General features: G+C 50.7%; 12 protein-coding genes and 1 rRNA gene. 1 reads left to right on the top strand and 12 read right to left on the bottom strand.

The window, feature by feature from the left end:
- Window positions 1-15 precede the first annotated feature (15 nt).
- The 11 genes from gltX to ACZYR9_RS20580 form a co-directional block, all read right to left on the bottom strand.
- Entirely contained in the window at window positions 16-1,467 is a 1,452-nt protein-coding gene (gene gltX / locus ACZYR9_RS20630; protein WP_488980348.1) for a glutamate--tRNA ligase, read from the bottom strand.
- A gap of 85 nt (window positions 1,468-1,552) precedes the next feature.
- Window positions 1,553-2,038, bottom strand: coding sequence for a 2-C-methyl-D-erythritol 2,4-cyclodiphosphate synthase (gene ispF, locus ACZYR9_RS20625; protein ID WP_488980347.1), 486 nt, complete (start codon window positions 2,036-2,038; stop codon window positions 1,553-1,555).
- Window positions 2,035-2,742, bottom strand: coding sequence for a 2-C-methyl-D-erythritol 4-phosphate cytidylyltransferase (gene ispD / locus ACZYR9_RS20620; protein ID WP_488980346.1), 708 nt, complete (start codon window positions 2,740-2,742; stop codon window positions 2,035-2,037). The genes ispF and ispD overlap by 4 nt, the downstream gene beginning before the upstream one ends.
- Window positions 2,743-2,850: 108 nt before the next feature.
- Window positions 2,851-3,948: a PIN/TRAM domain-containing protein gene (locus tag ACZYR9_RS20615; protein ID WP_488980345.1), complete on the bottom strand. Its 1,098-nt coding sequence runs from the start codon at window positions 3,946-3,948 to the stop codon at window positions 2,851-2,853.
- 156 nt (window positions 3,949-4,104) lie between these two features.
- On the bottom strand, window positions 4,105-4,848 hold the full coding sequence (gene pssA / locus ACZYR9_RS20610; protein ID WP_488980344.1) for a CDP-diacylglycerol--serine O-phosphatidyltransferase: 744 nt from the start codon (window positions 4,846-4,848) through the stop codon (window positions 4,105-4,107).
- 90 nt (window positions 4,849-4,938) lie between these two features.
- Window positions 4,939-6,018 (bottom strand): DNA integrity scanning diadenylate cyclase DisA, encoded by a 1,080-nt coding sequence (disA, locus tag ACZYR9_RS20605; protein WP_488980343.1) that lies wholly within the window; start codon window positions 6,016-6,018, stop codon window positions 4,939-4,941.
- A gap of 18 nt (window positions 6,019-6,036) precedes the next feature.
- Window positions 6,037-7,404 carry a DNA repair protein RadA gene (gene radA, locus ACZYR9_RS20600; protein WP_488980342.1) on the bottom strand — a complete coding sequence of 456 codons (1,368 nt, stop codon included), beginning with the start codon at window positions 7,402-7,404 and terminating at the stop codon, window positions 6,037-6,039.
- A 152-nt stretch (window positions 7,405-7,556) separates the two neighbouring features.
- On the bottom strand, window positions 7,557-10,001 hold the full coding sequence (clpC, locus tag ACZYR9_RS20595) for an ATP-dependent protease ATP-binding subunit ClpC (protein WP_488980341.1): 2,445 nt from the start codon (window positions 9,999-10,001) through the stop codon (window positions 7,557-7,559).
- 66 nt (window positions 10,002-10,067) lie between these two features.
- Complete coding sequence (mcsB, locus tag ACZYR9_RS20590; RefSeq protein WP_488980340.1) at window positions 10,068-11,135, bottom strand: protein-arginine kinase McsB; 1,068 nt, start codon at window positions 11,133-11,135, stop codon at window positions 10,068-10,070.
- A gap of 31 nt (window positions 11,136-11,166) precedes the next feature.
- Entirely contained in the window at window positions 11,167-11,685 is a 519-nt protein-coding gene (mcsA, locus tag ACZYR9_RS20585; RefSeq protein ID WP_488980339.1) for a protein-arginine kinase activator protein McsA, read from the bottom strand.
- Window positions 11,686-11,697: 12 nt separating this feature from the next.
- Window positions 11,698-12,159, bottom strand: coding sequence for a CtsR family transcriptional regulator (locus tag ACZYR9_RS20580; protein ID WP_488980338.1), 462 nt, complete (start codon window positions 12,157-12,159; stop codon window positions 11,698-11,700).
- Between the two features lie 406 nt (window positions 12,160-12,565).
- Between ACZYR9_RS20580 and ACZYR9_RS20575 the strand changes: the two genes are divergently transcribed.
- On the top strand, window positions 12,566-12,751 hold the full coding sequence (locus tag ACZYR9_RS20575) for a hypothetical protein (RefSeq protein WP_488980337.1): 186 nt from the start codon (window positions 12,566-12,568) through the stop codon (window positions 12,749-12,751).
- A gap of 63 nt (window positions 12,752-12,814) precedes the next feature.
- On the opposite strand, the gene rrf is transcribed toward ACZYR9_RS20575, so the two are convergent.
- Window positions 12,815-12,929: ribosomal RNA gene (gene rrf, locus ACZYR9_RS20570) — 5S ribosomal RNA — on the bottom strand; the annotation flags it as partial.

Here is a 12,929-nt window from a genome sequence, read left to right as displayed (position 1 = left end):
GAAAAACCCGAGGGTTTACAATAACTTCTTGATCCGTTGAATCACCGTTTCTTTGCCCAGCAAGTATAGGGTCATATTCAGGTCAGGCCCATGCATTTGACCCGTTAAGGCCACGCGCACCGTCATAAAGAGCTGCTTCCCTTTATAGCCGGTTTCGGTTTGTACGGCTTTGAGCATCGCCTTCATCGCATCTACTTGAAACTCCTCCGCCTGCTCCACTTGCGTTAAGAAGCTGCTCAATACAACGGGCGCATGCTCTTCAGCGAGCATCGCTTCGGCTTCTTCATCGTAGCTGACGTCCTCACGGAAGAACAGCTCTGACAAGTCTACAATTTCAGCGGCAAACCGCAGCTGCTCCTGATAGAGCCCGATCAGGGAATGCGCCCACTGGCGCTGCTCATCAGTCAGCTCCTGGGGCAGTCTGCCCGCTTTTTGCAGGTGAGGCAGAGCGAGAGCAACCATTCGCTCCGTATCCGCCTTTTTAATATAGACGTTGTTCATCCAATTGAGCTTGTCCATATCGAATACCGCAGGACTCTTGGACAGCCGGTCGAGATCAAAGCCTGCAATCAGCTCTTCCCGGGTGAAGATTTCTTCTTCTCCCTTCGGAGACCAGCCCAGCAGCGCGATGAAATTCATTACCGCTTCCGGCAAATAACCCAGATCTCTGTACTGTTCGATGAACTGAATGATCGATTCGTCCCGTTTGCTCATTTTTTTGCGGTCCTGATTCAGAATCAGCGCCAAATGCGCGAATTCCGGCACCGGCAGTCCGAGAGCTTCATACATCATGATCTGCCGCGGCGTATTGGTCAGATGCTCCTCTCCGCGGATAACGAGGGTGATGCCCATCAGGTGGTCATCCAGAATGACCGCAAAGTTATACGTCGGGATGCCGTCCGGGCGGACGATGATGAAATCACCGATCCCGTTCGTATCGAATTCGACGCGCTCGCGAATCCGGTCCTCAAACGCGATTGTCCGGTCTGCCGGAACGCGGAAGCGGATCGACGGCTTGCGTCCTTCCGCCTTGTAGGCCTCCGCCTGCTCCGGCGTCAGATGGCGGCACTTGCCCGAATACATCGGCATCTGGCCGGCAGCCTCCTGCTTAGCCCGCTCCTCCTCCAGCTCTGCTTCAGAGCAGTAACAGTGATAGGCGCTTCCTTCCTGCAGCAGCCGGTTAATGAACGGCCGGTACAGACCCAACCGCTCGGTTTGGCGGTACGGACCGTACGGTCCGCCTACGTCCACACTTTCATCCCAGTCGACACCCAGCCACTTCAATCCGTTCAACTGGCTGTCAACGCCCGTTTCCACGTGCCGGGTCTGGTCCGTATCTTCAAAACGGATTATGAACTGTCCGCCTTCCTTACGGGCGATCAAATAGTTAAACAACGCCGTACGCGCTCCCCCGATATGTAAATGCCCCGTCGGGCTCGGCGCATACCTTACACGAAACTGTGCCATACTTTGTTCTCCTCCCCTGGTCTGCAGTCCTTCCTCCAAGCTTGAACGAGCCCTGCAGGCCGATCATCCGTCAAAATAATATGTGTTATGATAGCACACCTTGGACAAGACAAACAACCGCCTGGGCCGCTATGCCTTCTCCTCGTCCCGTAAAGCCCAGCTGCTCGGTCGTCGTTGCTTTCACATTCACTTGACTCGTGTCCGCCTCCAGCGCCTGAGCGATGCGCTCTACCATTGCCGGAATATAAGGTGCCATCTTTGGTTTTTGCGCAATGATGGTGCAATCCGCATTCCCCAACCGGTATCCCGCTTCTTTGGCCATCCTCCATACGTCCACCAGCAGCTTGTAGCTGTCCGCATCTTTAAAAGCGGCATCCGTATCCGGATAATGCTTGCCGATATCGCCCAGCCCGAGCGCTCCCAAAATGGCATCGCTCAGCGCGTGCAGCAGTACGTCCGCATCTGAATGCCCCAACAGTCCCTTCTCATATGGAATGTCCACTCCGCCGATGATGCACTTGCGCCCCTCTACTAATTGGTGTACATCGAACCCTTGCCCTACTCGAATCATCGTTTCTTCTCTCCCCTGACATTGCGTATAATCCACTCCGCCCAAGGCAGATCCTCGGGAGTCGTGATTTTAATATTGTAATAGTCCGCTTCCACCACCGACACGCGGAACCCCATCCGCTCCACAAGCATGGCATCGTCCGTGCCCGTAAACTCCTGCTGCCGGGCGCGTTCATGCGCCTGAAGCAGCAAGGAATAACGAAAAGCCTGCGGGGTTTGAATCGCCCACAAGCTGCTCCGATCAGGAGTGGATTGGATCACGCCTTCGCCGTCCACGACTTTGATCGTGTCCTTCACGGGCACGGCCAGCACCGCCGCCTCCGTCTTCATCGCTTGATGCAGACAGGCGGTGAGGTGCTCTACTGCCGCGAACGGCCTTACGCCGTCATGCACCATGACCCAATCGACAGCCCCGTCCAAAGCCAGCAAGCCTTGATAAACGGAATCCTGCCGTTCTTTTCCACCCTGTAAAATATGGTTCACTTTGCCCAGTCCGTATTCCCTGACATATTGCTCGCAGCGCTGCACATCGTCCGCTCCGGTAACGAGCGCGATGCTGCTCACCGCATCGAAGCGTTCAAACAGCTCCAGCGTATGTACGAGAATCGGTCTATTATCAAGAAGCAAATACTGCTTACTTTCTTTTGTGCCCATCCGCGATCCCTTGCCCGCGGCCACAACGACTACTCCAAGTCTGATCGTCAACTTGTCCACCTGCCACAACATATCGGCTTCGAGGCCTGACTTGCGCGAAAGCTGCCGCTTCCGGCCGCAAACGGCTCCCGATTAGCGCATCTATACTATCATACCGCTTTAGAGCGCTTTTTCCAATAGCTTGGGCTTAGCAAAAATCATCCGTCCCGCTGAGGTCTGCAGCACACTCGTAACCAGAACATCCAGCGTCGTACCGATAAAGTCACGTCCGCCTTCCACCACAATCATCGTGCCGTCATCTAAATAAGCTACGCCTTGACCGTGTTCTTTGCCGTCCTTGATCACCTGCACGAGGATTTCTTCTCCCGGCAGCACGACCGGCTTCACCGCATTGGCCAAATCGTTAATGTTCAAAACCGAAACGCCCTGAAGCTCGCATACTTTATTCAGGTTGAAATCGTTCGTGATGACTTTGCCTTGCAGTACCTTCGCCAGCTTGACCAATTTGCTGTCCACCTCGGAAATCTCGTCGAAATCCCCTTCGTAGATCAGCACCTTCACGTCGAGCTCCTTCTGAATTTTGTTCAAAATGTCGAGTCCCCGGCGTCCGCGATTTCTCTTCAACAGGTCGGACGAGTCGGCAATATGCTGCAACTCTTCCAGCACGAATTCCGGAATGACCAGTGTGCCTTCAATAAAACCCGTCTTGCAAATATCTGCAATTCTTCCATCGATGATGACGCTCGTATCCAGAATTTTATGCTCCTCAAAGCCTTTGGCTTCACCTGGAGCGCCGCGTTTACGATCCGACCGCCGCTTATCGAGCCCAGCTAACAGCTCTTCCTTTTTCAACAGCCCTATCCGGTAACCCGCATACGATAGAATCGCAATACACAGCATATGAAGCAGAGGATTGAACAGACCCGCCCGTTCCAATGGGTTCAGCAGAGCAGAGGAGATCAACAGTCCCATCACCATTCCCGCCGCGCCGGCAAGCATATCCGCTACCGGCATACTGGCTGCACGCTCTTCTCCTTGAACCATCGCTTTAAGCAGGAAGTTCAGCGCCCAGGAGCTCATCGAGTAAAAAAGGAGTGCGCCCAGTCCAAACATCCAACCTTCCTGCCCTTTCATTTCATTTATACCCGTTACTGTACCTATGACTTCAAATAATGGTTTACCTATCGTATCACTCCATTGTAACCCAAGCGTACCGCCGATAACTGCGAATAGAAGCTGGAACCATTTTTTCATCATAGACTTCACCTCCATCAAAATCTGGCACATGGCCCTTTACGTTACAATTATGAACCAAAACTTCCCTGCCTAATCGTGCCTCATAAAAAAAACAAAAAAAGCATTCATTTCCCTTAAGGAAAACAAATGCTTTTCATTTTCACGGCATCGCTATTGTTAAATTGTCGTCGTTTTCGATTCCGGTTCATCCATCGTATTCGTTTTCTTTTTCTTCAGGCGGAGAAAGACGAATAAACGGTCAACGTTTTTTTTTAGGCCATACAACGCATACAAGAGCAGCGGTACAAAAATCATTTTGGACAGCGTGCCCGGGAATTGGACGGCTATCACAACAGCAATGATCACCACAATCGGCGTTACCCATATCGCCGCTCTCGGAATGCCTACCTTCTTGAAGTTCGGATATTTCACCGTACTTACCATCAGATAGGACAGAAGAAGCGTAGACAAGACAAGGACCATGGTGCTCAGCTCGTTATGAAACAAAGCGAGCGTACAAAGAACACCGCCGGCTGCCGGGATCGGCAGACCGATAAAGTAGCCTGGCGTACCGGCAATAACATTGAATCGAGCCAACCGCAGGGCTCCGCAAATCGGGAAAATGGCTGTGACAATCCACGCCCCTGCCGCGTTCATCTCGGTAAAAGCCATGACGTACATAATAAACGCCGGAGCCACCCCGAACGAGATGACATCGGACAGCGAGTCGAGTTCCTTACCGAATTCACTTTGCGCATTGAGCGCGCGGGCCACCCGTCCGTCCAGACCGTCAAGCAGCATGGCAACAAGCACCATAATGGCCGCCAGCTCGGGTTTATTGTTGAAAACCATAATGATCGAAATGATGCCGAGAAACAAGTTCCCTACGGTAAACAAATTGGGGAGGGATTTCGTTATCATGTTTAATCCACCTCTGGTTATACTGTACCCTATTCAAAATCAGCCTAACCTAAATTCAATATACTAAGTTACCTTATGATTGTATGCAAGTTAGATATGTCTGTCAATGAGGACCTGATCCTGAATTCGTTTCAGACCTTCTTTTATCGTCCGGGCCCTCACTTCTCCGATGCCGTCCACTTCATCCAACTCTTCGATCGTGGCCATCATCAGATGAGGAAGCTGCTCGAAGCGCTCGACCAGATTATGAATGATCACCGACGGCAGCCGCGGGATTTTATTCAATACCCGGTAGCCGCGGGGAGATACCGTTTCCTCGGCGCTGTTGGTCGCATGCGGAAATCCAAGCACTCGGGCAATGTGTGAATGGTCGAGCATTTCATCTGTCGCCAGCCGTTTGAGTGAGTTCATCACTTCTTTGACTTTCTCATCGCTAGGATCTCTGACATAATCTTTGACCAGTAAATAGGATTCATATTCCGTATTGCCGACCAATTCATGCAGCTGCATACTGATCAGGCGGCCTTCGTTGCCCAGCTCGTTGATGTAGCGGTTTATTTCCGCTTTAATGCGCAGCACCATCTCAACGCGCTGAATGACTCCCGTTACATCATGAAGCGTGACAAGCTCTTCGAATTCCGAAGCGCCAAGATTCGTCAAATCCTGATCAAGTACGGACTTGTATTTTTCTAGCGTTTGAATCGCCTGATTCGCCTTGGTAAGTATTACGCCAATGTCTTTAAGCGCATAACGCAAATTGCCTTGATATAGCGTAATGACGTTTCGCCGCTGTGATATAGACACTACCAGCTTGGAGGTTTGCTTCGCGACACGCTCTGCCGTCCGGTGACGGATACCCGTTTCAATGGATGGGATCGAGGAATCCGGTATCAGCTGTGTATTGGCATAAAGAATGCGCTTGACATCCTCGCTGAGAATGATGGCGCCGTCCATTTTGGCTAGTTCATATAAATAGTTTGGGGAAAAGTCGCAGTTAATGGAAAATCCTCCGTCTACAATTTCCATCACTTCCGGACTATATCCTACGACGATCAGGCCGCCTGTTTTGGCACGCAGTACATTTTCCAGGCCTTCCCGAAAAGGGGTTCCCGGCGCTACCAACTGCAGCAGCTGGCTCATCACGTCGCGTTTCGCTTCTTCCTTGCTCAAAGGTGTCCCTCCTGACGGTTAAACTAAAGCTGCTGAAAGTGCTTCGGCTACGGTATTTACGCCGATGATTTCAATTCCTGCGGGCGGCGTCCACCCCTTCAGGCTCTTGTGCGGGAGAATGACCCGCTTGAAGCCCAGCTTCTGGGCCTCGCGCACCCGCTGATCCACACGGGATACGCCGCGGACCTCACCGGTCAGGCCCACCTCGCCGAAGACCACGTCAAACGGCTGTGTAGGCTGATCGCGGAAGCTTGAGGCGATGCTCACCGCCACAGCCAGGTCTACCGCCGGTTCGTCCAGCTTGACACCTCCTGCGACGTTGAGGTAAGCATCCTGATTTTGCAGGAACAGCCCCATCCGTTTCTCCAGAACAGCGATAATCAGCGAAAGCCGGTTGTGATCATATCCGGTGGCCATCCGCCGGGGAGAAGGAAAATTCGTGGTTGATACAAGCGCCTGCAGCTCGACCAAAACCGGTCGGGTGCCCTCCATGCTCGCCACCACGGTTGAGCCGGATACCCCCATCGGCCGTTCCGACAAGAACAGCTCCGACGGATTGCTCACCTCGACCAGCCCGCTCTCCCGCATCTCAAAAATACCTATCTCATTCGTCGAACCGAACCGGTTCTTGACGGCGCGCAGCAGCCGGTAAGAATGATGGCGCTCTCCTTCGAAATAAAGCACGCAATCGACCATATGCTCAAGAAGACGCGGTCCGGCGATGGCCCCTTCCTTAGTAACATGGCCTACCAGCACGGTAGCAATGCCTCTCCCTTTAGCAATACGCATAAAATGCGCGGTGCATTCTCTAACCTGCGATACGCTGCCTGGTGCCGAAGCTACTGAGGGATGAAACACCGTCTGAATGGAGTCAATGACGACAAAGTCCGGCTCCATCTCATCAATAGCCGCTTCGATATACTCCACGTTCGTTTCACTCAGTACAAAGAGTTGAGGAGAGACCGCCTGCAGCCTGTCGGCTCGCAGCTTGGTCTGCCTGACCGATTCTTCACCGGAAATATACAGCACCTTGAGATCCTGCTGCGTCAAGGCATAAGAGGCTTGCAGCAGAAGCGTGGACTTGCCGATGCCGGGATCTCCGCCTACCAGGATTAGCGATCCCGGGACTACACCTCCGCCCAACACACGGTTCAGCTCCCGATTGTCCGTAACAATACGCTCTTCCTGGCTGCTTTCTATATTTATGATGGAAACCGCTTTTTCTTTCTTATTTGAAAAAGAGGCATGACCCCCCCTGCTCTTAACGGAGGTTTCCACTTCTTCCACAAATGTATTCCAAGCCCCGCAGCCCGGGCATTTACCCAACCATTTCGGCGTTTCATAGCCGCATTGCTGACAAAAAAACTTTGTTTTCGTTTTGGCCATTGCGCCTCCTAATCCAACTTCAAGCCCAACCTTGTTTCTCAGTGCTTCTTATCAAAGTTTACCATGATGCAACACCCTTGAAAACCCTCCCACCCAAATCCTTACAAAGAAAAATCCGGCCAGCCGGAAAAAGGCAGCCGGATTTATTTAAATTATGCTTGTGAGGCGACGCCTTGATTGCGTTCCACAATCAACTCGCCTTCCCTCTCATCAATCGTGAGTGTATCTCCTTTGGAGATGTTGCCGCGAAGCAATTCTTCGGACAAACGATCTTCAATATGCTTTTGAATCGCTCTGCGAAGAGGCCTTGCGCCGAATGCCGGATCGTAGCCTTCCTTAGCCAGGAACGCTTTGGCTGCATCGGTCAATACGAAATCCACTTCCTGCTCCTTCAGACGCTTACGCAGTTCTTCGGCCATCAACGATACGATTTCGCCGATATGCTTTTCGTCCAGCGAGTGGAATACGATAATTTCGTCGATCCGGTTCAAGAACTCCGGACGGAAGCTCTTCTTCAGCTCGCCCATCACTTTGTCCTTCATGTTGCCGTAATCTCTGCCCGCATCTTGTACTGCGGTAAAGCCCAACGTCGAGTTTTTCTTGATCAAATCCGCCCCAACGTTAGATGTCATGATAATCAGCGTATTACGGAAGTCCACGGTACGGCCCTTGGAGTCTGTTAAACGGCCGTCTTCAAGCACTTGAAGCAGAATATTGAATACTTCCGGGTGCGCTTTTTCAATTTCGTCCAGAAGAACGACGGAGTACGGCTTGCGGCGTACTTTTTCGGTCAGCTGTCCGCCTTCTTCGTATCCGACATAGCCCGGAGGCGCTCCGACCAGACGGGAGGTGGAGTGCTTCTCCATGTACTCGGACATGTCAATGCGGATCACCGCGTTTTCGTCACCGAAAAGCGATTCCGCCAGAGCACGGGCCAACTCGGTTTTACCGACCCCTGTCGGTCCGAGGAAAATGAATGACCCCATCGGACGCTTCGGATCCTTCAGCCCCGCTCTTGCACGACGGATCGCGCGGCTTACAGCTTTCACCGCTTCATCCTGTCCGATCACGCGATCATGCAGAATGGATTCCATTTTGAGCAGCCGCTCGGTTTCTTCCTCAGCCAGCTTGACAACCGGAATACCGGTCCAGCTCGCTACCACTTGAGCGATATCCTCCGGCGTTACCTCGGAGTCGGTGCGACCTTGCTTTTCTTTCCACTCGTTCTTGGTCGTATCGAGCTCTTCACGCATCTTCTGCTCCGTATCGCGAAGCGAAGCGGCTTTCTCGAACTCTTGGCTCTGTACGGCGGCATCCTTTTCCTTACGGATATCCTCCAAACGGCTTTCCAGCTTTTTCAGATCCGGCGGTACCGTGTAAGAACGAAGCCTTACTTTGGAGCTCGCCTCATCGATCAAGTCAATAGCTTTGTCGGGAAGGAAGCGGTCTGTGATGTAGCGGTCGGACAGCTTCACCGCCTGCTCAATCGCCTCATCCGTAATTTTCACACGGTGGTGCGCTTCATAGCGGTCACGCAGTCCGTGCAAAATTTGAATAGCTTCCTCCGGCGAAGGCTGATCGACTGTAATCGGCTGGAAGCGTCTTTCCAACGCTGCATCCTTCTCAATATATTTGCGGTATTCATCAAGCGTCGTCGCTCCGATACACTGCAGCTCGCCGCGGGCCAGCGCCGGCTTCAAAATATTCGAAGCATCAATTGCGCCTTCCGCTCCCCCTGCACCGATGAGCGTATGCAGCTCGTCAATGAACAGTATGATGTTGCCGGCTTGACGAATTTCGTCCATGATCTTTTTCAAACGGTCTTCAAATTCACCGCGGTATTTGGTGCCGGCCACGACAGAACCCATATCCAGCGTCATTACCCGCTTGTCGCGCAGCGTTTCCGGAATCTCGTTGGCTACAATTTTCTGGGCCAGCCCTTCAGCAATGGCCGTTTTACCAACCCCCGGCTCACCAATCAGAACCGGATTGTTCTTTGTTCTGCGGCTGAGCACCTGGATGACGCGCTCGATTTCTTTGCTTCGGCCGATGACCGGATCGAGGTTGCCTTCTTTGGCATAGGCGGTCAAATCACGCGCCAGACCATCCAGGGTCGGAGTATTTACATTAGCGGGGCTACCATGGTTCGGCGAGACCACCTCGCTGCTGCCAAGCAGTTGAAGCACTTGTTGACGGGCCTTATTCAAGCTTACGCCCAAATTACCCAGCACACGCGCCGCAACGCCCTCGCCTTCGCGAATCAAACCGAGCAGAATATGCTCTGTTCCGACGTACGTATGTCCGAGCTTTCGCGCTTCATCCATGGACAGCTCAATGACCTTCTTAGCTCGAGGAGTATAAGCAATATTTGTCGGCTGCTCTTGCCCTCTGCCGATAAGTGATTCCACTTCGTCTTGAATCTTCTCCAAACCAAGCCCCAATGCGATCAAAGCCTTGGCGGCAATGCCTTCCCCTTCGCGAATCAATCCGAGCAGGATATGCTCTGTTCCAATATTATTATGACCCAAACGAACGGCTTCTTCCTGGGCCAAAGACAGCACTTTCTGCGCACGTTCCGTAAATCTGCCAAACATCATGTGTAACACCTCCAAAAATTAGTAAGAGTATATTGGTTTCTACATTAACACTAACCTGGCCGGGCTTCAATCCGTTTGTGATATTTTGTCCCGAATCAGCTGCGCCCTTCTAATGTCTCTTTCTTCAGGCGTAAGCTTTTCTCCTGCTGATTGCTGTAAAAAACCAGGTTGAGTCATCACAAGAAGCTCATTGAGTACATGTGGCGATACATTTTTGATAAACCCCAAATCGATGCCCAACCGCACATCCGACAACCTCTGCGCCGCTTCCTTGGAGTCCATAATCGCCGCGTAGGAAAGAATTCCATACGAACGGCTCACTCGGTCGATAATCTTGGCCTTGGTTTCATACACCAGCTTCTGTCTGGCCGCCCGTTCATGCTCAATGATCTGTCTGACTACGCTGTAAAGATTATCGATGATTTCCTCTTCCGATTGGCCAAGCGTGATTTGGTTGGATATTTGGAACAGGTTGCCCAGCGCTTCGCTGCCTTCGCCATACAGCCCCCGAACTGCCAAGCCCACCTGTGTAATGGCTGACAAAATTCGATTGATCTGCTGCGTAAGCACCAGTGCCGGAAGATGAATCATTACGGATGCGCGAATTCCTGTGCCGACATTAGTCGGACAGCTTGTCATATATCCTCTCTTTTCGTCAAAGGCGTAGTCCAGCTGCACTTCAAACTTATCGTCAATGTCGCTGGCCAAATCCCACGCTTCTTTGATTTGAAAGCCCGGGAATAAGCATTGTATGCGCAAATGATCTTCTTCATTCACCATAATGCTGATCGCTTCATTATCACTTAAAAGGACCGCTCCGTTTCGGGATTCGTTGGCCAGGGCCGGACTGATCAAATGCTTCTCAACCAGCACCCGTTTTTCCAATTCATTCATTTCTGAGAGCGGCAGCAGCGTGAATTTGCTGACGGTATCCAATACATCAGTATGAAGCACCTGAGATGCTTGATCCAAAACCTCTTTTGACTGTTGGTTGGTCGCCAACATCGGAAAAGGATAGGTCCGTAAATTTCGGGCAATGCGGATTCTACTGCTCATTACGATATCCGAATCAGGACCTTCCGCCTTCATCCAATCGCTCAGCGCATGCTTTGTAAAACGGCTCGCCTCTGTCATAAGCATTTCCCTCCAGCAACCTGTCTCTAACTCAGCCTTCGGCTACTTTCTTTTCCAACTCTCGAATCTGATCCCTAAGCTTGGCAGCTTGTTCAAATTCTTCATTATCGATGGATACCAGCAATTCCTTTTTTAACTGATCGATTTCGCGCTTATATTTTATTAACCCGCCGGATCGCTTAGGAACCTTTCCGGTATGGATTATATTACCGTGAACTCTTTTGAAAAGCGGGTCCAGCTTCTCACCGAAATGTTTATAGCATTCGCTGCAACCGAATCTTCCTACTTTACTGAATTGACTATAAGTGAGCCCGCAGTGCTCGCAGCGGCTTGGTTGAACTTTATTGGCCAGGGCTCCGTGCGCCGAGGGTTCAAAGTCAAGCAGGCCGCTTAACAGGTTGTGAATGGAAAAGCCGTTAGGGGTACCCGGTATCAGCTCTCCCTTTTCTCGGGCACAGGACTCACAGATGTGAAACTCTGTTTTCTCGCCATTCAAGATTTTAGTAAAATGCAGCGTTGCCTGTTTCTTACCACATTCTTGACATAACATCCGGTTCCCTCCTTATTTGTTAAGCAAGGAGATCAGCATGGCTCTGAGAAGCTTCGCTCGTATCTCATCACGAAGCGGCAGTTTCAAGGTGAGTACTTCTCTTGCCATCGCTGCCTTCATTATGGCCGCTTCCCTTGCGGTAATGAAGCCGCCCTCCTCAAGCTGGTACAGCAGTCCTTCCGAAGCGGTTTGATCCATATGCGAGCTGATCGTTCGAAAAATATGATCAAGCACGGTCCCATAAGAATGCAGCTCAATCTTCTGAATTCGAATGTACCCGCCGCCGCCTCGCTTACTTTCGACTATATATCCTTTTTCCAAAGTAAAACGGGTACTGATGACATAGTTGATTTGTGATGGAACACAGTTGAACTGATCGGCAAGATCATTACGCTGGATCTCAATCACGCCGCCCGGGCTCTGCTGCAAAATCTGCTTCAGATACTGTTCGATCATTTCTGAAACATTTCGCATCCGTTCGACCTCCAAAGGCAGATGTAAAGCCGTCTCATTAAATGTAGTTTGAGAAGTCGTTGAAAATCTTCGGATTGACTTTGACTTTCTTTGACTTTAAAAACATTATATCAGATTTTTACCATAATGCAACACCCTCTGCAGGATCACCGGATTAGCAGCAAGATTGGCTTTATTCCTAATTGGATAACTAAGTACAAGCTCCATATTGGTTCTTATGCTTATTATGTATTCTTGCCTTTAAATTATGTCTTTAAATAAACCAGAAGTGATTGAATAAAAAAAAGCAGAAAATCCAAATGATTTTGAATTTTCAAATTATTATCTTTTGCATGTATATCTTTTTGTCATATAATGAATACTACCGAAAGCGTTTTCAGTTGAGAAAATGACGGAGGTGTCAGTTATGATTCATGAAACTAAGTACAGAAAACAAGCCATGCAACTTTGGGAGACTGCTCGTAAAGAAAACGAAGATGCCCTTCAAACCGATCTAAAACCACTATCACCACATCTATTTGCTTACAAAAAGAAGTGGATTCAAAGGATCTCCTCATTCTTGCTTGCCGCTAAACGTCACCCTTACAAATAAGTTTATTTATCGTCATAGGAAAAGAGCCTCTTCGGATTATGATCCAAAGAGGCTCTTTATTTTGCTTGGCGACGTTCTACTCTCCCAGGACCCTGCGGTCCAAGTACCATCGACGCTGGAAGGCTTAACGGTCGTGTTCGGTATGGGTACGCGTGGTTCCCTTCCGCCATCATCACCA

It is taken from the genome of Paenibacillus sp. F024 (assembly GCF_057814255.1).
The sequence above is the reverse complement of the archived record's forward strand: the minus strand, read 5'-3'. Positions and strand labels throughout refer to the sequence as shown.